At 70.9% G+C, this 22,696-nt stretch carries 14 protein-coding genes and 1 pseudogene; 6 read left to right on the top strand and 9 right to left on the bottom strand.

Features of this window, described 5'->3' with window-relative positions:
• Positions 1 to 860: pseudogene (locus tag ABZ412_RS26385) on the bottom strand (Fe-S oxidoreductase); the annotation flags it as partial.
• A gap of 377 nt (positions 861 to 1,237) precedes the next feature.
• Between ABZ412_RS26385 and ABZ412_RS26380 the strand changes: the two are divergent.
• On the top strand, positions 1,238 to 1,960 hold the full coding sequence (locus ABZ412_RS26380) for a hypothetical protein (protein ID WP_357284974.1): 723 nt from the start codon (positions 1,238 to 1,240) through the stop codon (positions 1,958 to 1,960).
• Positions 1,961 to 2,038: 78 nt separating this feature from the next.
• Here the strand turns inward: ABZ412_RS26380 and ABZ412_RS26375 are convergent, their stop codons facing one another.
• From ABZ412_RS26375 to ABZ412_RS26350, 6 genes are all read right to left on the bottom strand, one after another.
• A complete protein-coding gene (locus ABZ412_RS26375) occupies positions 2,039 to 2,866 on the bottom strand; it encodes an NRDE family protein (RefSeq protein WP_357284972.1) in 828 nt (275 codons plus the stop codon).
• 153 nt (positions 2,867 to 3,019) lie between these two features.
• On the bottom strand, positions 3,020 to 4,363 hold the full coding sequence (locus ABZ412_RS26370; protein WP_357284969.1) for a S1 family peptidase: 1,344 nt from the start codon (positions 4,361 to 4,363) through the stop codon (positions 3,020 to 3,022).
• Between the two features lie 185 nt (positions 4,364 to 4,548).
• On the bottom strand, positions 4,549 to 5,898 hold the full coding sequence (locus ABZ412_RS26365; protein WP_357284966.1) for a S1 family peptidase: 1,350 nt from the start codon (positions 5,896 to 5,898) through the stop codon (positions 4,549 to 4,551).
• A gap of 120 nt (positions 5,899 to 6,018) precedes the next feature.
• Positions 6,019 to 7,164 carry a hypothetical protein gene (locus tag ABZ412_RS26360; protein ID WP_357284964.1) on the bottom strand — a complete coding sequence of 382 codons (1,146 nt, stop codon included), beginning with the start codon at positions 7,162 to 7,164 and terminating at the stop codon, positions 6,019 to 6,021.
• Positions 7,165 to 7,207: 43 nt separating this feature from the next.
• Complete coding sequence (locus ABZ412_RS26355) at positions 7,208 to 10,096, bottom strand: LuxR C-terminal-related transcriptional regulator (RefSeq protein WP_357284961.1); 2,889 nt, start codon at positions 10,094 to 10,096, stop codon at positions 7,208 to 7,210.
• A 76-nt stretch (positions 10,097 to 10,172) separates the two neighbouring features.
• The gene (locus ABZ412_RS26350) at positions 10,173 to 11,990 is read right to left on the bottom strand and encodes an Hsp70 family protein (RefSeq protein WP_357284958.1); all 1,818 of its coding nucleotides are present in this window, start codon (positions 11,988 to 11,990) and stop codon (positions 10,173 to 10,175) included.
• A 314-nt stretch (positions 11,991 to 12,304) separates the two neighbouring features.
• On the opposite strand from ABZ412_RS26350, the gene ABZ412_RS26345 reads away from it, so the two are divergent.
• The 3 genes from ABZ412_RS26345 to ABZ412_RS26335 all read left to right on the top strand — a co-directional run bounded on the left by ABZ412_RS26345 (position 12,305) and on the right by ABZ412_RS26335 (position 18,119).
• Positions 12,305 to 14,290, top strand: coding sequence for an IniB N-terminal domain-containing protein (locus ABZ412_RS26345; protein ID WP_357284956.1), 1,986 nt, complete (start codon positions 12,305 to 12,307; stop codon positions 14,288 to 14,290).
• A gap of 107 nt (positions 14,291 to 14,397) precedes the next feature.
• Positions 14,398 to 16,245, top strand: a complete 1,848-nt coding sequence (locus tag ABZ412_RS26340; protein ID WP_357284990.1) for a dynamin family protein — start codon at positions 14,398 to 14,400, stop codon at positions 16,243 to 16,245.
• A gap of 275 nt (positions 16,246 to 16,520) precedes the next feature.
• Positions 16,521 to 18,119, top strand: coding sequence for a dynamin family protein (locus ABZ412_RS26335; protein WP_357284954.1), 1,599 nt, complete (start codon positions 16,521 to 16,523; stop codon positions 18,117 to 18,119).
• Between the two features lie 9 nt (positions 18,120 to 18,128).
• Here ABZ412_RS26335 and ABZ412_RS26330 read toward each other — a convergent pair whose 3' ends face one another.
• Both ABZ412_RS26330 and ABZ412_RS26325 read right to left on the bottom strand, forming a co-directional pair.
• Positions 18,129 to 19,289, bottom strand: coding sequence for a zinc-binding dehydrogenase (locus ABZ412_RS26330; RefSeq protein ID WP_357284951.1), 1,161 nt, complete (start codon positions 19,287 to 19,289; stop codon positions 18,129 to 18,131).
• Between the two features lie 101 nt (positions 19,290 to 19,390).
• The gene (locus ABZ412_RS26325; protein ID WP_357284948.1) at positions 19,391 to 21,073 is read right to left on the bottom strand and encodes an MFS transporter; all 1,683 of its coding nucleotides are present in this window, start codon (positions 21,071 to 21,073) and stop codon (positions 19,391 to 19,393) included.
• Between the two features lie 112 nt (positions 21,074 to 21,185).
• On the opposite strand from ABZ412_RS26325, the gene ABZ412_RS26320 reads away from it, so the two are divergent.
• Complete coding sequence (locus ABZ412_RS26320; RefSeq protein ID WP_357284945.1) at positions 21,186 to 21,695, top strand: MarR family winged helix-turn-helix transcriptional regulator; 510 nt, start codon at positions 21,186 to 21,188, stop codon at positions 21,693 to 21,695.
• Between the two features lie 23 nt (positions 21,696 to 21,718).
• On the top strand, positions 21,719 to 22,651 hold the full coding sequence (locus tag ABZ412_RS26315) for a haloalkane dehalogenase (RefSeq protein ID WP_357284942.1): 933 nt from the start codon (positions 21,719 to 21,721) through the stop codon (positions 22,649 to 22,651).
• Positions 22,652 to 22,696: the final 45 nt, after the last annotated feature.

The raw sequence follows: 22,696 nt of genomic DNA, 5'->3' as shown, positions 1-22,696 counted from the left end.
AAGTCCTCGAACTTGCCGACACCGAAGGTGTCGTTGTCCGGATCGGCGGTCTCCATCTCGATCGCCTTGCCGTTGGACATCATCGGCTTGGCCGCGCCCAGGGCGACGTCGCCGTCGTCCTCACGCTTGAAGTAGATGTTCGGGAACGCGGCGAAACGGTGCCATGCGACACCCCAGGTGACATTGCGGCCGACCAGCAGCAGGAACAGCGCGCCGGAGCAGAGCTTGATGAACGCGAAGATCGACACCATGGCGATCGACTCGGGCAGCAGCTTGGCGACCTGCTCGGTGAAGAAGTCGCTCCAGGTGTGGGACTCGTGGTAGGTCGCGATCTTGCCGGCCTTCACGAAGACCATGCCCAGACCCTCGACGAGGACGATGGACTCGATCACATAGGCGGGCGCGAACTTCGAGCCGCTGAAGCGCGACAGCCGCGCCGGAACGCGCGGGTGGTTCAGCTGGCGGATCACGATCAGCACGATGATGCCGACCACGGTTCCGATGCCGAGGAATTCGTCCACCAGGTGGTAGATGCCCCAGGAACCGATGATGGGCCAATGGAATTCGGGGTCGAAGGTCTGACCGTAGGCCTCGAACCACAGGATGAACCCGGCGAGGAAGCCGATCATGACCAGCCAGTGCGCCCAGCCGACCGTGCGGAACTTGTTCATGCGCGTGTGCGCGAGGAACTCCACGAACATGGTCTTGAAGCGTGGGAAGAACGGCCGCCAGCGATCGGGCGCGGACTGCCCGACCATGACGGTGCGCACGATATTTCGCACGCCTCCGATGAACGATGCCCAACAGAAGACTGTGAACACCGCCCCAAGCGTGCCCAGTGTCACTGTCAGGGCATTCATGTCGCGACCTCTCTTACGGTTCTACGAGCGTTTCGCGAGGCAGCCTGGTACGCCTCGAGTTGCTCGTATCCTAATGGACGGTAAGTTACTCGTCGGTAACTTAGTTGTCCAGGGTTTCCCACACCGTAAATCCCGGCAAATCACGCCCTTAACCAAGGGCAGGCTTACTTCCAAACATGGTGGCGTGCAGAAAGAAACCGATCTCGCAAATCGTAATGTGATCGACTAGGCTCACGCTGTCCGACAGCTGTGCGCGTCTTCACATGCTCGGGGAGGACTCGTCCTAGCGCGTAGAGGCATGGCCCGAGGGAAGCCGGGCCTCGCGTGGCGAAGAGCGCGCAGCGGATATACCTCATGACGGATTGGAAACCAATCGAATGAAGCTTCGCAGTACCACTGCGGCTGCTGCCCTGGTCATCGGCGCAATGACCATCGGGATGACGACCGCACACGCCGACAACGCTCCCGCACAGCCTGCTGGAATCAACTACTCCACCAAGCTGGTCGACGGCAAGACGATCGTCTCCACCCTGAAGAACGGCACCTTCGAACTCGCGCAGCAGGACGGCGCGACGCCCGAGGACCCGAAGCAGACTGTGGTGAACGTCAAGGACCAGCAGGGCGCGGTCGTGATCTCGTTCCCGCTGTCCTACACCGCGGCGGGCACCCAGATCCCGGTCAAGTCCGAGGTCAAGGAAGACGGCAAGGTGCTCGAGGTCGTTCCGGAGAAGCCGGCCGACTTCAACCCCGGCACCCAGGTGCTGGCCGCCGCGCCGGTCGCCTCCGCCAAGCCGATCGCCTCCTCTGACGAGAACCAGAAGGCGATGAGCTACTTCTCCACCCAGTTCAGCCTCGCGCTGGGCATCGGCAGCTTCGTGGGCACCGCCCTCGGCGCGATCATCGGCTGCGTTGTGACCATCGTCGCCGGCTGCGTGCCGGGTCTGGTCGCGGGCGCCGGCATCGGCGGCATCCTCGGCACCATCGCCGCGGGTGGCCCGACCCTGGTCGCGGCCGGTATCGACCTGCTGAACACCATGCAGGCGCCGGACGGCACCACCAAGTGGGCTCCCGCTGCCCAGCAGCAGGTCACCCCGAACTAGTGACGTCGCCGGGGCATCGCCCCGGCAGGTTCGAACACCAGGCCCGCCTCGCTCGTCGGAGGCGGGCCTGGTGCTTTTTCAGGCGGGGAGGTCCATCCGGCCCTCGAGCACCACGGTGTCGCGGCGGCGGCCGAAGCGGGCGAAGGTGCGCTCGGTCATCACGTAGCGGCCGTCCTCGCGCACCAGAAGGACTGTGCTGCAGCGGGTTCCGTGCACGGGATGGTTGACGAAACGCGCCGAGGCGGAGCGTTCGGTGAGCCGGTCGAGGCCGGTGCGGGGCAGTTCGGCGGCGGGGGCCGCGGTGCGGTCGGCCAGCACTCCGAGATAGCCCGCGACATCGCCCGGCGGTACCGCGGCCAGCGCGCGCACGCCATTGCGGACTTTCGGCCACACGGAGGCATCGGTGTCGGTGACGACCGTGCCGTCCGGTGTCAGCGAACCGACCAGTGCGTTATTGGAGACGCCGTGGAAGCCGGGCGGCAGTTCCCGGGGGCCGCCCTCGCTCCGATTACTGTGCCACCACAGCGTTTCCAGATCCGAGACCAGCAGATTGAAGCCGTTGTAGTCGTCGGGGGCGGCCGCGATGCCGCGCGCGAACTTCTCCGGTACCGCGTCGCCGCGCAGGAAATCCATCAGCAGCGCGCCGCGGGAGCGAACGTCGGTGCGGAACTCGCCGGGTAGTCGCACATTGGTGACCGTGGCGAAGCGGTGCCGGTCGGGCAGCACGCCCAGCCAGGTGCCGGGCACCGGACCGGCCGCACCCTGATCCCGGCCCGCGAGCAGGCCCGGCACCTCGTCCCAGCGGCGCAGCGATTCCGTTGGGCGGGTGAAGAACTCGTCCCGATTGGCGGCCAGGATCAACCGGTAGTCCGGATGAGCCCGCCAGCCGAGCAACGCCAAACACATAGCTCCAGGATGCCCGAACCGGCCGGGCCGCGACCACGCCCGATCACTCCCGTCCCACTGCTTACCCACCGCCCCACCGCTGCCCCCCGGGTACCAGAGAAAGCGAAAAGGCCGGTAGCGGTTGAGCTACCGGCCTTTCCGAGGACGCTGTGCCTAGCTGGTGCGCACCCGCAGACCCGGGTTGTCGGAGAGCACCGTGCTGATCGGCTGCGCGAACAGCTGCGGGGTGTTGCCAGTGATCAGACCGATCAGGTTCGGGATCTCGCAGATCGGGTAGTCGGCGACCGAGGAGGCGCTGGAGATGCCCAGCGCCAGGGTGCCGGTCACCAGCGGGCCGCCCGAATCACCGGGCAGGGCGCAGATATTCGACGAGAACGACTGGGTGAGCAGGCGGTCGCCGACCTGGACGGTCTGGTCGACGGCGTTCACCACGCCGCAGCTGAAGCCGGCGCGCGCGCCCGACTTGCAGACCGGGGCGCCGACCACCGGGACGGCCACACCGGTGACGGTGATCGGGGCCGCGTTCGGAACGCTCACCAGCGGGTTGGAGAAGCTGTCCCGGAACTGGTCGTTGATGCCGACGATCGAGTAGTCCTGGTTGCCCAGCACCGACTTCTGGAACGAGCCCATCTGCGGGCCCATGCTCTCGCCGGCCAGCTGGAACACGCCGGGGGAGTTGGCGCCGCCGGTGGCGGGGATGTTCGGGTTGCAGTGGCCCGCGGTGATGTTCACGACATTGCCGTTGCCGTCCACGCCGTTGAAGCCCAGCGAGCAGCGCAGCGACATGCGACCGGCCACCGAGGCGAACGCGTCACCGGCGGCCATGGTGCGCGGGCCGGCTCCGGCGATCTCCGCGGCCTTCGGGACGTCCTGGCCCTCGCCGCCGACCGGCGGGGCGGTCATGACGATGACGCGCGCCGGGTCCACGAAACCGGGCAGCGGGATGTCGGCCTTGTCCACGCGGACCGCGATGCTGTTGTTCAGGGTGTCGACGGCCACGCCACGGATCGACTTGGACACCGACTCCGGCTGGTCCTTGAGCCACTGCTGGAAGGCGTTCTTCTCGCCGCGCAGGGTGGTCTCGCTCTTGGCGACGTCCTTGGCGGTGAAACCGGCGTCCTGCACGGCCTTGCGAGCCTGCTCGTGCGCGTCGCCGGGGGCGAGCGCCACGATCGCCTTGCCGGTCTCGTCCAGCCAGGCGCCACCGAAGACATCCGGGAACTGGCGCTGCGCGGTGGTGGCGAAGGTGGCCACCTTCTGCGCGACGTCGGCGCGGTTCAGGTAGTCCTGCGGGGAGATCTTGAGGTCGCGGGTGATCGCGGTGATCAGCTCGGCCGGCAGGTTCGGGGTCGCGGGGGTCTCGGGCTCCGCGTGTGCGCTCGCCGCCAAGGGTCCGGCGACGAGAACCGCGGTGGCCGCGATCGCCGCAGTTCGGACAAGGGACCGCGGGCGTCGGCCCGCGGCAGGCATGGAGGCGCGCATACGTGGCAGGAGCATGGCCCCGACTATATGGTGTCCGGCCCGTTATGCCTACTTATTGCCAGATGACGTTTCGGTATTCGCCGAGCAAACGGCAGGCATGGGAGATTGACCCCCAATGCGGGGGATGTCCGATTTTCGCGGCCCGTCGCACCGGGCCGCGAATCCGTCACTCGGCGTGAATCGCTGACGGAGTGAATCACTCACGTGTGCGAGCGAGTCCGCACCTGAATTCCGCTGCCGACGCCGCCGCCCGAATTGGCGTCGATTTCGTTCAGAATCGGGCGCAGCGGGATGCCCAGCGACGCGGTGCCGCCGTACTGCGCGAGCTGCGTGTTGGCCTCGTTGCAGTTCGGTGCGTCCGCCGCGTTGGAACCGCTGGTGATGCCCAGCGCCAGGGTGCCGGTGACGATGGCGCCGCCGCTGTCACCGCCCAGGGTGCAGGCGCTGGAGGCGAAGCCGCGGATCGTCTTCGAATTGCCCTCGGTGGTGTAGAGCTGGGTCTCGACCCGGTCCGCCACCACGAAACCGCAGGTGAACGTGGACGACTGGCCCGACTTGCAGACCGGCGCGCCGGTGATCGGGTCGGCCACACCGGTAATGGTGAGAGTGGTGCCGTTGGCGCCGCGCACCGACGGCTGATCCATGCCCGCCTTCACCGCGTCGTCATTGAGCTTGATGACCGAATAGTCCAGTGCGCTGCTGCCGCCCAGGTTCGAGGTGACGAAAGTGCCGACCTTCGGACTGGACAACAGGTTTTTGACATTCGGCAGGTACACCTCGGCGCTGGTGCCCTTGTCCACATTCGGATTGCAATGCCCCGCGCTGATGTTCAGCGCATTGCCCGCGGAATCGACGCTGTTGAATCCGAACGAGCACACATCCACCCCGTGCAGCGAGGTGTCGAGCGGAGTCGGCGCGGTGATGTAGGTGTCGCCGCCCATCGGCCGCCGCTCCACCGGGCCGCCGGAGTTCGGCGACAGGATCACCTTGATATTGGCGATCAGGGTGGGCAGATTCAGCAAATGGCCGCCCGGGGTGTTGGCGACGCTGAGCACCAGCTGGCTGTTGAGGAAGTCGATGGCCACCGAATTGATCGCGCCCGAGATCTCCCGCGGCAGCGTGGTGATCCACTGGTTCAGCTGATCGACCGAGTTCTCCAGGCCGTCCGCGCTGATCGGGGCCAGCCGGGTCTGGTACCCGGCGGCCGCGGCGACCTTGGCGGCGTCGAGGGAGGTGACGGCCAGCACCGGCTTGCCGTCGGTCCCGATCCAGGCGCCGGCGAAGTCGTCGGGGCGCTGGGTGCGGAATTCGCTGGCGTAGTCCCGCAACTGCTGGGCCTTGGCCGCGCGGTCCAGGTATTCGGCCGGAGTCATCTTCAGATCGCGCTGGATGGCGGTCACCAGTTCGGCCGGAAGGCTCTCGGCGGCAAGCTGATCCGGGGAGGCCGGGTCTGCCGTGGCGGTGCTCAGAAGGGGCCCGATGAGAACGGTCGAGGCAACGGCGACGGTGGCTGCTCGGACCGCGGCGCGGCGCGCCATGAACTTGCGCATGGAGTCCCTTCGTAGTGCACCAGCAGACCGGCTTCGGCGGTGAAAGGTTCCCGGGTTACCTTCCGGAAGGTCGGTCAGCGCACCACTTTAGGGCACAAACCTCGGATGGTCGCTACGAAATCAGCGCTGACTCTGTCCCCACGGGTCCTGCAGCACCGGAGCAGGCGGCAGGCCGAATGTCGGTACCGGCGGGATCTGATAGATCGGCGGATACGGGCGGGTGGTGGTCGGCACCGTGGTCGCCGGAACCGGCGGCAGGGTGGTCGTCGGCTCCGGAGTGGTGGTGGTCGGCGGCGGCGTCGTCGTGGTCGGCGCCTCGGAGGTCACCGGGGCGTCGGCCGGATCGACGGGCGCGGCCGCGGTCGGATGCAGCGAACCGGTGGGCGGTAGCAGCGGCGGCGCCACTCCCGCGGTGGCGTCCGGTTCGTTGCGGACCTCGCCGCGCGGCGGGCCGGGGGTGGAGTCGTCCTGGCGCAACACCGCCGCCACTCCGACGCCAACGAGCAGCAAACCGATCAGCGCGGCCGCCCCGGCGATGATGTACGGGCCCCGGGAAGCACGGGGCGCGTGCGTGACCGCGGCCGCCGGAATCGATCGGGTGACCACCGGCTCGGCGGCGGTGGCGGCCGGAACCGCCGCGACCGCGGCCGAATAGGCCTGCGCCAGCGGCTCGGACGACTTCAGCGCGGGCAGCACATCGGTGACGTCGGCGGCGTTCACGGCGGACGCGGTGGCATCGGGCGGGGTCAGCCCGGCCGGTGTGGACAGCACCGCCGCCAGGGCCGCACGGGCCGCGTTGTAGGCGAGGGTCTTGCCGGTCTCCGCGTCCGCCTGCGGTAGGTCGCGCTCACTGACCAGCACCACCGACTTCAGGCCCAGGTAGTCCAGGGCCTCGCGCAGCGAGCGCACGTGCGGGTCGGTCCAGCCGGTCGGGTGTGCGAGATAGAATTCGGCGGGCCCGTTGAGGTGTTCGGCGGCCTGACTGATCAGGCAGAACACCGCCGTGGCCATCAGGTCCTCGGCCCGGTACGCCTCCCCGTCGTCCACCGCCAGCCCGGCCGGGTCGCCGACCGCGCCGACGAAGCCGCGAATGGAGTGCGAATAGCCCTCCGGCGCGTCCCCGCCCAGCACGGCGTCCCCGTCGTCGGACATGTGCAGCACCGATTCACGCACGGTGTAATGCACCGGGAGCGTGGCGTCGTCGCCGGTCACCACGGCTACGACGGATTCGTCGTCCGCGATCCGCAGGCCCACGCCAGTGGCCATTCTCGTTACCTCACTCGGTGCGTCCGGTCTCTCCGCGCCCGGATCAGACCAGGAGTGAACCGTGACCCATGGCGCGGAGCATTGACAATAACTCCGAACGCGACCCCGCACCGATTCGACGTCTCATCCGGGCCACGTGATGTTCCACGGTTTTGGCCGAGATGTAGAGCCGGGCCCCGATCTCCCGGTACGTCAAACCCAGGAGCACCAGTTCGGCCACCTCGCGTTCGCGTTCGCTCAGCACGGTATCGGTGACCGGTTCCGGGCGTGCCTGCGGGGCCGCGGGCTCGGGCACCCGGACCGGCGATTCCGGCGGCCGGGACTGCGCCCGCACCGTGCGGGCCAGCTTCAGCAGGGCGGTCGCGGTGGCGGCGTCGCTCGCCGCCAGCGCGGCCTCACTGGCCAGACGGGCGGCGTCCCAGCGCAGGCCGAGCCCGGCCAGTCGCGCCACCGCGCCCTCGACCCGATCCCGCACCACCTGTCCGCGCAGCACCAGCACCCAGGTGCGGCCCGCGTCGGCCAGCACGGCGGCCTGCGGATCGCCCGCCGAGGCGGCCGTCTTCAGCCGATGGGCGTGCGGCAGCAGCGCTTCCGGGCTCTCCTGGGCGATGGCGGCCTGAATCGCGTACCAGTGGAAGGCATTCGACCAGACCGGCGGTTCGCCGAGGCGGCGCAGCAGTTCGTCGGCGCCGGTCACCAGGGCGGTCATCCGCGCCTCGTCGCGCAAACGGATGCCGGCCAGCCACAGTTCGCCGATGGGCAGCAGCGCCAGCAGGTCCGCGCCGACCTCGTCGAACAGCGGGTAGGCCTGCTGCCAGGCCAGGGCCAGCGCGGCGTGGTCGCCGCTGCGGCGGGCCAGGCCGACGATCACGCCGTGCGCGAGCAGGCGATCACGCGGATCCAGTTCCGCCACCGGCACTTCCGACATGAGGGTGGCGGCCGAATGCTCGTCGCCGCCCAGCATGGCCACCCAGGCGCCGAGCACCAGGCTCTGCGGCGTGGGGCTCGCGCCGCGCAGGGCGTCGGCGGCGCGGCGGGGGTCACCCATGCTCAGGCACAGCAGCACCGCGATCGACACCGCCGAGCACGGCAGGAAGCGATCGCCGCCGTCGTCGGCCGGGGCCGGACCGGAGTGCGCCGCGTGGATCAGCGCCGACGCCGCCGACACGGCCGCACCGCGGCGAGCCTGCGCCGGATTGGCGAAACGCTGCCCGGCGAGGGTCGCCGGGGGGACAGCCCGCATCTCCGCGGTGAAACCGGTTGGGGCCGAGGCGGTTCCGAAGTCGCTGACCTGCGCCGGCGAATGCGGTCGGGCGCCCGTGACGGTGTGGCCGCGGTGGTCACCGGCGGCGAGCGCACCCGCACCGCCGGGTCCGCCGTTGCGCCCGGCGACCCCGTCGTGCGCGCCGCGGGCCGGGTCGGTCCCCGGCGCAGGGCGGTGGAAAGACGCGGGCGCCGAGGAGTATTCGGTTCCGGTGCGACCGTTGCCGGCCGCGCCGGGCGACGGTTGTCCGGTCCCGGAACGCCCGCCGCCGAGCGTTCCGGACGCGGTCACTCCGCGCTGCGCGGCACCGGGGCGGTGGGCCGGCTGGGCTCCGGGCGATCCGATCGAATCGGACAGGGCATGCGCGATGGACGCGGCCCGTGAGGTCGCCTCGGTGGGCGGCCACTGCCCGGCATTGACCGAGAGGGCCCGGGCGCCTCGGACATCGCCGGACAGGTACAGCACGGTGGCCGCCACCGCCCAGTCCGCGCCCACCCGGGCGGGCCCGAGCCACGTGTAGAGCTGCGCCGCTCGATCCGCCAGACCGCGCCGGGTCCAGACGCCCGCGCAGACACGGACCGCGACGGCCAGATCGGCGAGCGGGATCGCCGGATTCGCCAGGCTGGGCTCGGCCAGGCGCAGCGCGGTGTCGCCGTCGCCGCTGCGGGCCGCGGCGTCGGCCCAGCGGACCGCCAGCGCCTCCGGGTCCGCACCGGCGGCGGCCGCTGACGCGTAGTAGCGGACGGCCTCGTCACCGGCGCGTTCCGCGGCGGCGCACAGGAACGCGGCCAGCCGCTCGTCGCGGAGTCCGGATTCGGCGAGCAGCAGCGCGGTGTGGTCGCGCAGCAGTCCGGCCTCCAGGCGGGCGTGCAGCAGCCGGCGGGCGACGGTCAGGAAACGGCGGTCGCCGACGAGGGTGCGCAGCGGCGCGACCGCCGGGGCCAGCAGGAGATCGGCATCGGTGACCAGGGCGCTGCCCCGGGCCCGGTCCACCAGGCTCTGGGCGTCGGCGGGGGAGAGGTCGAGGACCTCGGTCAGTTCGCCGGTGTCCAGGCCCGCGCCGATGGCGGCCACCACCAGGGCGTCGAGCAGGTCCGGGTCGGAGTCGTCGAGCCGGGTCCGGGCCCACGCGGTCACCGCTTGATCGACGGCCGTCACGCCCGCGTCCAGGCGGGTCGCGCAGGCGGCGGTCAGGGCGGCCACCACGCCGCCGTGGATGCCGCCGGTCTGGCGATGGATGTGCTGGGCCAGGCCACGCGGCACCATCATGCCCAATTCCCGTGCGAACGGGGCGATCTCGGTCGCACCCAGGGCGCGCAGATCGATCACGCGGCCGCGGCGGGCCACCAGATCGGTGAGCCCGCGCAGCCGGGCGTCGTGCGGCCGCGACCGCAGCGCGATGACGACCGGGTACTCCCCGGATTCGGCCGCGGCGCGGAGCAGATCGAACTCGGCCGCGCCGAGGGTGTGCGCGTCGTCGACGACCAGGGCGGTCCGGGGGCGGCCGGTCTCCGCGCCGCCGGGACGCGGGGCCTGTGCCGGATGGTCGGTGAGCGCGACGCCGCGGGCGCGTAGCCGCGCCCGGATCGCGCCCAGCAGGGTGGACTTACCGGTGCCGGAACGGCCGCGGATGAGGTACAGCACCGCGCCGGAATCGCCGGAATCCAAGTCCCGGAATATCTCTCGCGCGCCCGGAAGTGAATCGAGCGCGACTGGGGTAACGCCTGTCACGAGGAACCAACTCTCAGCCGTGCGTACCGGGAATTTTCCCGAGTCCGTCGACGGCGTTGTTCAAGGCTCCCGTCGGGAGCTGGGGCGCCGGCACCTGCACGGGGGCGGGCACGGGAGGCTGCGGCAACTGCATGGTCTGCACCGGCGGCTGCTGCTGCGCCGGGGCGGGCTGCGGCTGGGTCTGCGGTGCGGGTTGCGGCTGCGCCTGCTGGGTCTGCGGCGACTGCTCCGGCACCGGATTCTGTTGCTGGGCAGGGGTATCCGACTGGCCGCCCGGGGCGGCCGGAGCGCCCACGGGGGCGCCGGAGGCCGGTGTGCCGGGCTGGGCGCCGCCCGGCTGGGTGGCGCCGGGCTGCTGGGGCGAGTTCACCGCGGCGATCGGACTGCCCGGCACGGTCGCGGCGGGCGCGCCGGAGGGGGTGGCCCCGCCGTTCGGCGCGGCCTTGTCCAGGGCCACCGCCGAGGTCGAAGGGGTCGGCGTCCCCGCGGGATTCGCGGGGGTGGACCGGTCGCCGGTGCCCATGGCCAGCGTGCCGGTCGCCACGGCGGCCACCGCGATGGCGGCCGCGCCGAACACGGCCAGCCGCTTCCAGTGCCGGAAGCCGCTCCGGGGTTCCTCGACGGGCAGTTCGGGCAGCAGCGGAATACGCGGAGCCGCGGCGGGTTCCGTCGTCTCGAGTCCGGCGGCCGCCGCCGGGGCGGCGTCGGCGGATTCGGGTAGGGAGCCGCCGCCGATGCGGCGGGGCATGCCCGCGGCGGTCCGGGGCGGAATGAGTGCGGTGCTGCCGTCGGCCTCGGCGTAGGTCGGGCCGCCGATCGCGATGGCCGGGTGGGCCTCGGTCTCGGTGATGTCGGCGAGCAGGTCGGCGGCCAGCAGGGCCGCGCCGTGCGCGCTCAGGTGGGCCGGGTCGGCGGCGGCCGCGACCGGGACGCCGAACTCGGTGGACAACAGCTCGGTTACCAGCGGGATGCTCGCGCCGCCGCCGATGAGCAGGAAGCCGTCCAGATCGGCGGCGGTCAGTCCGGCACGGCGCAGCGCCTCACGGACCAGGTCGGTCGAACCGAGGAGCGGACCCCGCAGCAGCTCCTCGATATCGTCGCGAACCAGTCGCACATCGGCGACGCCGAGCATGGGTAAACGTACCGGCACCATGGTGGCGGTATTTGTGGAGAGAGTTTCTTTCGCAATTTTGCAGCGTTCCCGGAGCGCCGCCAATTCTTGTTCCACTACCGGGTCGAAAGGATCGAAATCTTTTTCGCCGACCGCATAGGCGAGGACATATCTCATCGTCAGCAGATCGAATTCCGAACCCGCCACCGCGGTGCTGCGGACCGGTTCGCCGAGCAGGCCCGACATAGCGCCCGTGCGGGCCACCGAGACGGTCAGTCCGGTGGCTCCGAGGTCGTACACCACCATCGCGCCGTCATGGCTGGAGCCGTTCACGTCCTGCAGCCAGCGCATGGCCGCCGCCGGTTCCGGGACCAGGGCGACCTCGCCCAGTCCGGCCGCGTCCAGCGCGGTCCGCTGCGTTTCCACGGTGTGCTGCGACCACCAGGCCGGGTAGCAGGCGACCGAGGCGCCCGCCGGGCCCATATCCGTCACCACGCGGCCGATGGCGGTCGCCACCAGGTCCGCGGCCCGGACGACGGAACCGTCGCGGGTGCGGATGTCCACGGGATCCCCGACCCGGGACAGGAAACTCTCCGGAACCTCCGTCTCCGCGCCCAGCGTGCTGGGCCGGGTATGGAGCTTGTGCTGTCCCCCCGAAGTTGTCACGGCAACCGTGTTCGACGACCCGACCGTGATGCCGAGCGCCAGCCCCTGACTCATTCGAGTTCCCCTGTCATTACCGGACACGCGGTGGGTGTTGCGCGTGCCGCTCGAAAGCTCTTGGTCCGATATGTCTGAAAACCCTCTGTTAGGCCGGGCGGCCCACCGAGCCTGTCGGTTGCTGGGGGGTTCTCGTTACCGATTCCCCGGCAGGTTTGGGGAAATTCCCCTAATGTTCGCCGGACCCCCAAGGTGATCGATGGGGAAACCGGGGGAGTTCACCCCACACGCGTAACAAGTCGTCTTCCCAACGTGAAAGTCAATTCGAGCAGTGCGGGTCAACGGGGCCCGCCCCACCAGGGAGACGATTCATCATGAGCCCCAACGCAATTCTCGAGTTCATCCTCAACCTGCTGCGCGACCACGAGGCCGCCGTCAGTTATTGCACCAATCCGGGCGCGGCCCTCGCCGCCGCCGGCCTGGACATCGTGACCCCGGAGGACATCGCGGCCGTGGCGCCGATGGTGGCGGAATCCGCGCTGGTTGCCGGAGGTTCGCAGCTGTCGAGCATCATCGCCGCGGGCGGCGGGGCCGCCGGCCTCGGCGCCGCCACCGGTCTGGACGCCGGCCTCGGCGCGGACGCGGGTCTCGGCGCGAACGCCGGCGTGGGCGCGGTCACCGGAGTCGGTGCGAACGTGGGCATCGGTCTCGTCGACAACGCGGCTCTGAACCTCGGGGCCGCCACCCTCGCCGCCACCCAGGTCAACCTCGGCACCGAGGTCGGCACCGGCCTGGAGCTGGGTCTCGCCAACAGCGTCGGCGCGGCCGTGGACGCGGCCGCCGGACTCGGTGCGGGCCTGACCGCCGGACTCGGCGGTGCGCTCGGCGCGGCCGCCGACGTCGCGGCCGGTGTCGAAGCCAATCTGGGCGGCGTCCTCGGCGCACAGGCCGCCGCCGACCTGACCTCCGCCCTCACCGGCGGCCTGGCGGCGGGCGCGGGCCTGGAAACCGGCCTGCAGGGCGCGCTCGACGCGGTCGCCCACGGTGGCGCGGATCTCACCACCGGACTGACCGGAGCGATCACCACCGCCGCCGACCTGGAGGCCGGGCTCGGCGCGGGGCTCTCCACCGCCATCAATGCCGCCACCACCGCGGGCGCGGGCCTGCAGACGGGCCTGAACGGCGCCCTCGACACCGGCGCCGGTCTGCAGACCGGCCTCAATGCCGCGGTGACCACCGGTGCCGCCCTCGGCACCCAGCTCGGCACCGGCCTGGAGACCGGCCTCTCCGGCACCGCCGACGCCCTCCTCGGCGCGGGCACCCAGCTCGGCGCGGGCCTGGACACCGGCCTGCACGCGGGCGCGGACCTCGGCACCCAGCTGGGCGGAAACCTGGGCGCGGGCGTCGACACCGCTGTCGGTGCCGGCACCCAGCTGGGCGCGGGGCTGAACGCCGGACTCCAGGCGGGCGCGGATCTCGGCACCCAGCTGGGCGGCGGTCTCGGCGCGGGGCTGAACACCGCGGTCGGCGCGGGCACGCAGCTGGGCGCGGGTCTCGGGACCGGCCTGAACACGGGAGCGCAGCTGGGTACGGGTCTCGACGCCGGGTTGCACACCGGTGCGGACCTCGGGACGCAGCTGGGTGCGGGCCTGGGTACCGGGTTGCAAACCGGTGCGGACCTCGGGACGCAGCTGGGCTCGGGCCTGGACACCGGGCTGCACACTGGTGCGCAGCTGGGTACCGGTCTCGATGCCGGGCTGAACACCGCGGTCGGTGCGGGTACGCAGGTCGGTGCGGGGCTCGAGACCGGGCTCAATAGCGCGGCGAATGTGGGTACCGGGCTCGGCGCGCAGGTCGGAAGTGGTTTGGAGACGGGCATTTCCGGCGTGGGCGGTGCGGCGACCGGAATCGGCACCGGCGTGCAGGGCGGGCTCGACACCGGCCTCCACGGCGCTGTTGGCGCCGGGACCCAGGCCGGGACCGGTCTGGATGCCGGGGTGCACTCGGCGGTCGGCGCGGGTTCGCAGGTCGGCGCGGGTCTCGGCACCGGTCTGACCGGGGTCGGGAACGCGGTGGCCGGGCTCGACACCGGGGTCACCGGGGCGACGCAGGTCGGCGGCGGGGCCCAGGTCGGGACCGGTCTGGATGCCGGGATGCACGGCGGCGGCGCGGTGGACGCCGGGCTGCACGGCGCGGGTGCGAATCCCTGGGCCGGAGTGGATGTTTCGCAGGCCTTCGGTGGCGGAGTGCACACCACCGGTCCGGACGCGTCGCTGTTCGGCGACGGCGGCGCGCACACCGGGGTGGATCTCGGGGCCCACGCGGGCGGCGATATCGTCGGCGACATCCTGCACTCGTGACGCGAGGGGTCGCTCACCGCGGGTTCGCCGCGGTCAGCGACAGTCTCTCGAAGGTGCACTCGGAACACGGACGGCTGGAGCAGGTCGGTGAGCAAGCTGTGACAGGCATGGTGGCGGCGAATCCGCTGTTGACGATGGTCTCGGAGACCATTGCGGTGGCGCGGGCCGCGGAACGCGGCGACCTGGTCGCGCGGCTGGAGACGGTGGCGGGCAAGGTGCGCGATCCGCGCCGCCGGATCCTGGTGGCGGGCTTGGGGAATCAGGGCAAGAGCCGATTCGTCAATGCGCTGGTCAATCTGGATGTGTGCCCGGTCGCCGACGATATCGCCACCGCGGTCGCCACCGTCCTGTCCTACGGTCCGCAACCGCGCGCGACGGTGGTCGCGGCGGGCGCGGACGGCGGCGAGAACACTCGGGAGGCGGTGCCGTTCGAGGCCGTCCCCGCGCTCACCGCCCGCGGCCCGCAGGGCCGCGCCGTGCTCCGCGTCGAACTCGAGGCCCCGAGTCAGCTGCTCGCCGACGGCATCGTGGTGGTGGACACGCCCGGGCTGGGCGCGCACGGAACCACCGGCGCGGCAGGCGTTCTCGCGCAGGCCCCGGCCGCCGACGCCGTGCTGGTGCTCACCGACGCCTCCACCGAGCTGACCGATCCCGAGGTGGATTTCCTGCGGCAGGTGCGGGAGTTGTGCCCGGCCGTCGCGGTGCTGGTCACCAAGATCGATCTGTACCCGCACTGGCGGCAGGTGTTCGAGGCGAACCGGAAGCACCTGCGTGCCAATGAGATCGAGATGCCGATCCTGCCGGTCTCGGCGGTGCTGCGCTCCCACGCCATGCGCCTGCAGGACGAGGGGCTCGGCCGCGAGTCCGGGTTCGGTCCGGTCTTCCAGTTCCTGCGGGAGCAGGTGGTGGCGCGGGATCAGGCGGCCATGCAACGCGCGGTCGCCCTCGACATCTCCTCCGCCGCGGAGCATCTCGCGCTGGCGTTGGGCAGTGAGCTGGTCGCCTTGCGGGATCCGGCGCGCGGCGCGGCCGCCATCCGGGAACTGCACGCCGCCAAGGCCGAGGCGGAGAAGCTGCACCGCCACACCGCGGCCTGGCAGCAGACCCTCGGCGACGGCATCACCGATCTGGCGGGCGATATCGACCACGATCTGCGCAACCGGCTGCGGGACATCTCCCGCACCGCCGAGGACTGGATCGACGACCACGATCCCGGCAAGCACTGGGACAGCATGGACGAATGGCTCACGGCCACCGTCGGTTCCGCGGTCGGGGACAACCTGGTGTGGACCGGCACCCGGGCGGTGAAGCTGGCCGAGCGGGTCGCCACCCATTTCGCCGATCTGGGCGCGGTGGATCTGCCCGAGGTCCGCGACACCCTCGACGACGACTCCCGCACCGGGTCCTGCACTCTCGCCGATCTGGAACCGGATCTCGGCTTGAGTCACAAGCTGCTGGTGGGCGTGCGCGGCTCGTACGGCGGCGTGATCATGGCGGGCATGGTCGGCACCATGGCGGGGATGGCGCTGATCAATCCGCTCTCCCTGGGCGCGGGAGTTCTGCTGGGCGGCAAGGCGTTCAGCGACGACAAGAAGGCCCGCCTGGCCAAGCGCCGCGCCGACGCCAAGATGGCGGTGCGCCGCTATCTCGACGACATCGCCTTCCACAGCGGCAAGGAGACCAAGGACCGCCTGCACCGTATTCACCGGTTGCTGCGCGACCATTTCACCGCCATCGCCGACCGCACCCTGCGCTCCCTCGACGAGTCCCTGCGCGCCGCCCAGGAGGCCGCCAATGTGGAGGCCGCGCGTCGCACCGAACGGGCCGCCGAATTGGAACGCCGCCTGCACGTCGTGGGGGAACTCCGCCGCCACGCGGGCGCGCTCCTCGGCCCGGAGTCGCCCGGCGCACTGCCGCCGGGCAATCACCCCCAGCTCCCGCCCGCCGCGCGCTGAACCCGTCGCGCGCGCCGAGCCTCAGGGGGCTTGGCGCGCACGGGGAGGCCCCGGCGCCGGCCGGTGCGGCACACCGAGGCCGGGTCGGGGGATTCGCTCGGGGCCGGGCAAGATCAGGGTGTGGCGGACGGAGTCGTGTCCCCGGGCGGCGCGGGCCGATGCCCGGGCCTGGGAATCGGCTGTGAGACCCGGCGGGGTCTGATAACGATTCCGCGTGTCCCGGCGAATGCCTTGCGGATGCGTGGAGGTGCGGTGTGCTTCGGAATCGGGAGCCTATGAGGGACGACGCGAGCGGTGTCGGATACGGGCTGGTACCGGAGACGCGCGGGCTGCTGGCCGCGGCCCGGCGGGCGCTCGGCGAGCAGCCGCGGGTACGGGCTCAACTGGACGAGTGCGCGCGGCGGTTGGACGAGCCGCTGCGGGTGGCCCTGGCAGGTCAGCTGAAGGCGGGCAAGTCGACCCTGTTGAACGCTCTGGTCGGGCAGGACATCGCGCCCACCGACGCCACCGAGTGCACCCGCCTGGTCACCTGGTACCGCAATGGGACCGCGCCCCGGGTCACCGCGTACAGCGTGGACGGCGCCCGCGCCGATGTGGTGGTGCGCCGTGGCCGTGGGGCCGAGGGGCTGCCCGGCGCTCACGGTCTCACCTTCGATCTGTCGGCGCTGCGCTGGAATTCGCCGACCCCGCGCGAGGTGGATCAGCTGGCGGTGGAGTGGCCGTCGGCCGAGCTGGCGCAGACCACCATCATCGACACCCCCGGGATCTCGTCGCTGTCGCGGGAGGTGTCGGCCCGCACGTCGCGGCTGCTGACCCCCGGCGGCCCTGGCCCGGCGCTGCCGCCCGCCGACGCCGTGCTCTACCTCCTGCGCCGGCTGGACGCCGCCGATGTCGATTTCCTGGAGCGGATCGGCGGCGGTCACAACGGTAGTAGCGTTGCGCCGCAGGGTTTCTCGGGGCCACTGGGTGTGGTCGGCGTGGTGTCGCGGGCCGATGAGATCGGTGCGGGCCGCATCGACGCCCTGCATTCGGCGCGCGACGTGGCCTCCCGTTTCGCGACGGAACTGGAGCGAACGGGCCTGTGCCAGTCGGTGATTCCGGTGGCGGGTCTGCTGGCCTTCGCGGCCGCCACCCTCCGGCAGCGGGAGTACGACGCCTTCGAGACGCTGGCCGCCATCCCCGTCGACGACCTCACCACCGCCCTTCTCTCGGCCGACCGTTTCGCCCACCCCGACCTGCCCCTCCCGGTCCCCGCCGACCTCCGCGCCCACCTGGCCGCGCGATTCGGCCTGTTCGGTATCCGACTGGCCGTCACCCTGGTCCGCCTGGGCGTCCGCGGCTCGCAGGCGCTGGCCGCCGAACTCTCCAGCCGCAGCGGCCTCGACGAACTGCGCACCGTCCTGGATGTTCAATTCGCCCAGCGTGCGGACGAATTGAAGGCCCACTCGGCACTGACCGCGCTGGCCCGCATTCTCGCCGCCAACCAAGGCTCCCCGGCCGACGCCCTGCTCCCGCGCGTCCGCACCCTGCTGGCCGACGTCCACGGCTTCGCCGAACTACGTCTGCTGTCGCACCTCCGCTCCGACGAACTCCCTTTGCCCCCGGAGGATCTCGCGGAACTCAACCGCCTGATCGGCGGCACCGGCGTGGCCCCCACCCTCCGCCTGGGCCTGCCCGCCCACACCGACGTCCCCACCCAGCGCGAAGCGGCCTTGGCCGCGGTTCAGAAGTGGCGGAACCGGGCCCGCCACCCCTTGGCCGATCAGTTCACAGCGAATGCCTGCCTCACCGCCGCGCGCAGCGCCGAGGGCCTGCTGGAGATCCTCCACGAGCCCCCGACGACCCCGTTCCCGGCCCTGCGCCCCGGCCGATAACGTCCCCGGTCAGGGCGCGGTGCGGTCGCTGCGCGGGTCGATGAGGATCTTGGCGTGGTGCTCGGGGGAGGCGAGGGCGGTGAAAGCGGTGTCGATACCGTCGAGGCCCACGGTGCCCGTGATCAGCGGTGACGGGTCGACCTTGCCGTCGGCGATCATGTGCAGGGTGTCGCGGAATTCGCCGGGGTCGTAGCCGAGCACGAAGCGCAGCTCGATCTCCTTGTTGATCGCGGTGGCGGGATGGAACGCGTCCTGCTGCATGCACACGCCGACGACCACGACCCGGGTCAACGGCGGTGCGGCCGTGAGGATCTGGTCGATGATGCCGGGGACGCCGACGCATTCGAAGACGACCGGACCGGAGGGCCCGCGTTGGAGCGTGTGGGCCGCACGGAACAGGTACCACCACGGAATATTGGGGATGCGCCGCAGGCGTTCCATGGCGTCGAAGCCGAGGTTGAGAATGTCGGCGGCGCCCGTGATGCGGGACTTCTTCGGAGTGGACTCCCACGGGGATTCGGTGGCGGGGTCGACCACCACATCTGCTCCACAGGCCGCGGCCAGTTCCCGGCGGCGGGGGGAGAAGTCGCTGGCGACGACGGTGTGGACGCCCGCGGCCTTCAACATGGAGATGACGGCCAGGCCGATCGGCCCGCAGCCGATGACGAAAGCGGTCTGGCCCTTGGTGATCCGGCTCTTGCGGACCGCGTGCCAGGCCACGGCCATGGGTTCGGTGAGGGCCGCGTGGTCGGGGGAGAGGCCGTTGGGGACCGGGAAGGTCATGGGTTCCTGGATCAGGACCTGTTCGGCGTAGCCGCCCGGCGCGTGCGCGGACAGCCCCGTCAGTTCGGGCTGCCGCCCGGTGCGCAGGATCGGCAGGGCGACCACCGGGGTGCCGGGCTTCCAGCGCCGCCGGGTGCCGGGACCGTATTCCGCGATCTCCCCGGTGAATTCGTGCCCCATGACGATGCGCTGTTCGGACCGCATGAACCGGTCGTAGCCGGTGGCGGCGGCCAAGTCGGCGAGTTCGTCGCAGTGCAGGCGGGCGTGCAGGTCGGAGCCGCAGATGCCGCAGCGGGTGACGGAGATGAGCACTTGGCCCGGCCCCGGCACGGGAGTCGGGAGGTCCTCGACCTGGAATTCGCCCTTGCTGACCACGGCCGCGCGCATGACTGGCTCCTGTCGGAAGTCGATGATTCGTCTGGATTCTTCCCCGGAAGCGGCCGCCGGTCAGAGGAATTCCCCGAACCGGCGGCCGTCGCGCGTGGCGGTCAGACCCCGAGCAGGTCCTCCTCGGCCGCCATCTCGTGCTGTTCGAGCCGGGTGTCGCGCGGCAGCGCCAGGAATCCGACGCAGACCAGGGCCATCAGCCCGATACCCCACCACAGCGTGTACTCGAAGGTGTGCGCGAAGTTGACCGCGTTGGCGTCTTCGCCCGCCCGCGTCAGGATCCCGCCGATCGCGGGGTCCGCGGGAGCCGACTGACAGCTGGGCGGAACCACCGATGGGTCCACCGCACCGGAGCGGTCCCGCACGCAGGCGGAGAAGCCCGCGAGAATCTGCTCCCGCGCGCCGTCCGGCACCCCGGCGGCGGCCAACTCCGTGCGGGTCTGTGCCGCGACGGAATCCACGCCTCGTGCCGAGTCGTGATCCAGCTGCCCGAAGAACAGGATCCCGACCAGCGCCACGCCCAGCGCCAGCCCCAGCTGCTGTCCGGTGTTCAGCAGCCCCGACGCGGCCCCGGCCTCACGGTCGGGAATCTGCCCGAGCAGCATGTCGATGGTCGGCGCGACCACGATGCCGAATCCGATACCGGTTACCACCAGCGGGAACACCATTTGCCAGGAGGCGAAATCGGATTCGTAGCGGGTGGCGAGCACACCGTATAGGGCGAATCCGCCCGCGGTGATCAGCCCGCCGACCAGCAGCACCCACTTGCCGAACCGCGGCGCGAGGGCGCTCACCGAGACGCCCGCCCCGATGCCCGCGCCGACCGCGAAGAACGCCGAGGTGAGTCCGGCCCGCATGGGCGACCAGCCGAGACCGGCCTGCATGAACAGGGTCCAGATCAGGAAGAACCCGCCGAAGCCGATCCAGAACAGCAGCCAGCTGGCCAAGCCGACCGTGAACGGCCGCGACCGGAACAGCTCCAGGTCGATCAGCGGCGACCCGGTGGTGCGGGCCCGCCACCGCTCGTAGACCAGGAAGGCCGCGAAGGTCACCGCCGCCGCCCCGATCATGACGAAAGTCCAGGCGGGCCAATCCAATCGGCGGCCCTCGGTGAGCGGGTACACCAGCAGTAGCACCGCGGAGATGGCCAGCACCATGCCGACTATGTCCAGCCGCGGCGCGTGCGTGGACCGCGAATCCCGCATGACGACGGCGGCCGCACCCAGCGCGAGCAGCCCGACCGGCACGTTCACCAGGAAGATCGGCCGCCAGTCCAGGTCGAACAGATTCCACTCGACGAGCAGCCCGCCCAGTGACAGACCGACCGCCGACGCGGACCCGCCGACCCCGCTGTACACGGCGATCGCCTTGGCGCGCTCGTCCTTCGGGAAGGTGACCCGGATGATGGCCAGGATCTGCGGCACCATGAGCCCGGCCATCGCGCCCTGCACGAACCGGGAGCCGATGAGCATGCCGGGCGAAGTCGCCAGGCCGCAGGCCAGCGAGGCCGCGGTGAATCCCGCGACGCCGATCAGGAACAGGCGTTTGCGGCCGTAGATGTCGCCGAGCCGGCCGCCGGTGATGAGCACCGCCGCGAAGGACAGCACGTACGCGGCGATGATCCATTCGATCTGCGAGTAGGCCGCGCCCAGGTCCTTCTGGATGCTGGGGACGGCGACATTGACGATGGTGACGTCGAGCAGGTCCATGAATCCCGCGGCCAGCACGACGGCGAAGGCGATCCAGCGGCGTGGATCGAGGGTGGGGGTGTTGTCGGTATCCACTGCGAACTCTCTTCGATTCGGTGTGGGTGGAGGTCTGCCTCAAACTATGCACCTGAAGTGATTATCAATCAAGAGGGCAATCATGGATCGGGCATTGCTGTAGTCTGTGCCGGTGACCGATGCCGATCCCCAGCACTCGCCGCTGTTCGAAAGTCCCGCATTCCTCTTGGGGCAGTTGGGGTCGCATTCCGCGTACCGGTTCGATCAGCTGCTCGCGCCCCTGGGGATCAAGCCCCCGCAATACGGCACGCTGCGGCTGCTCGAGGCCAATGACGGCCGCACCCAGCAGCAGTTGTGCGACACGCTCGGAATCCACCGCAATGTCATGGTCAGCCTGATCGACGCCCTGGAGCAGCGGGGTCTGGTCGAGCGCCGCCGCCACCCCGTCGACCGTCGCGCCCACGCCGTGCATCTGCTGCCCGCCGGCCGCGAGGCCATCGCCCGCGCGGCCGAGCTCGCCGAACAGCTGAACGCCGAGCTGCTGGCCCCGCTGGAACCGGAGGATCGGCCGCGGATGCTGGCGCTGCTGCAGCGCCTGGCCGTCGGCAATGGCCTCACTCCGGGCGTCCACCCGGGTCTGACGCTGAAGCCGGGCGCGATGTATGACCCAGGTCACAGCTGAGGGCTGTCACAAGCCGTCCGGGCGTGTGTCCAACCAGGTGTAGGCAACTCACCCGGAAGGACACCACGATGGCCACCATCGACGTTCTGGACTCGTTCATCAACTACACCGACACCGGCAGTGGGCCCGTCGCGGCCGGTACCGTCCCCGTCGTCTTCCTGCACGGCAACCCCACCTCGTCCTACATCTGGCGCGATGTGATCCCGCACGTGAGCGGTGAAACCCGCGTCTTCGCACCGGATCTCATCGGCATGGGCGCCTCCGGCAAGCCGGACAGCGACTACCGCTTCGTCGATCACGCCCGCTACCTGGACGCCTGGTTCGAGGCCCTGGGTCTGGACCAGGTCGTCATCGTCGGTCACGACTGGGGCGGCGCGCTCGGAATGGACTGGGCGGCACGGCATCCCGAACGGGTGCGCGGCATCGCCGTGGTGGAGACCTTCCTGCGCCCCATGAGCTGGTCGGACATGCCGCCGCAGGGCGCGGAACTGTTCCGCCGCTTCCGTTCTTCCGAGGGTGAGGAGATGGTGCTGGAAAAGAACATGTTCATCGAGTTCAACCTGCCGGCCTCGACCCGCACCCTCACCCTGGAGGCGCTCGACGCCTACCGCGCGCCGTACCCGACGCCGGAGTCGCGCAAGCCGATGCTGGTGTGGCCCCGGGAGTTCCCGCTCGACGGCGAGCCCGCCGACGTGGTCGCCATCATCGAGAACTACGACGCCTGGATGGCGGCCAGCCCGGAGGTGCCCAAGCTGCTCATGCACGTCGAGGACGGGGTCGGCCTGGGTTCGCCGGAGGCGATGGAGTGGGCGGTGCGCACCTTCGCGTCCGCCGAGCTCGCCAATATAGGCCCGGCCGGACACCACTGCCCGGAGGATCAGCCCGACGCCATCGGCCTGGCTGTCGCCGGCTGGCTGCGCGAGCACGCCCTGCTCACCGCGCCCGCTGTCGCCTGAGTGGCGGCCGACCTGACGGCCCCGCGATGTCGGACCCGGTCCCTA

The organism is Nocardia sp. NPDC005746, from assembly GCF_040630785.1.
Lineage (GTDB): Bacteria > Actinomycetota > Actinomycetes > Mycobacteriales > Mycobacteriaceae > Nocardia.
Note: the sequence above shows the minus strand (reverse complement) of the source record. Positions and strands in the feature narration are given on the sequence as shown.

Coding starts and splice junctions, on each gene's coding strand:
- ABZ412_RS26340 (WP_357284990.1), top strand. CDS start 14,398: ATGGTGGCGGCGAATCCGCTGTTGACGATGGTCTCGGAGACCATTGCG.
- ABZ412_RS26360 (WP_357284964.1), bottom strand. CDS start 7,164: ATGGCCACTGGCGTGGGCCTGCGGATCGCGGACGACGAATCCGTCGTA.
- ABZ412_RS26370 (WP_357284969.1), bottom strand. CDS start 4,363: ATGCTCCTGCCACGTATGCGCGCCTCCATGCCTGCCGCGGGCCGACGC.
- ABZ412_RS26335 (WP_357284954.1), top strand. CDS start 16,521: ATGAGGGACGACGCGAGCGGTGTCGGATACGGGCTGGTACCGGAGACG.
- ABZ412_RS26375 (WP_357284972.1), bottom strand. CDS start 2,866: ATGTGTTTGGCGTTGCTCGGCTGGCGGGCTCATCCGGACTACCGGTTG.
- ABZ412_RS26380 (WP_357284974.1), top strand. CDS start 1,238: ATGAAGCTTCGCAGTACCACTGCGGCTGCTGCCCTGGTCATCGGCGCA.
- ABZ412_RS26365 (WP_357284966.1), bottom strand. CDS start 5,898: ATGCGCAAGTTCATGGCGCGCCGCGCCGCGGTCCGAGCAGCCACCGTC.
- ABZ412_RS26330 (WP_357284951.1), bottom strand. CDS start 19,289: ATGCGCGCGGCCGTGGTCAGCAAGGGCGAATTCCAGGTCGAGGACCTC.
- ABZ412_RS26350 (WP_357284958.1), bottom strand. CDS start 11,990: ATGAGTCAGGGGCTGGCGCTCGGCATCACGGTCGGGTCGTCGAACACG.
- ABZ412_RS26345 (WP_357284956.1), top strand. CDS start 12,305: ATGAGCCCCAACGCAATTCTCGAGTTCATCCTCAACCTGCTGCGCGAC.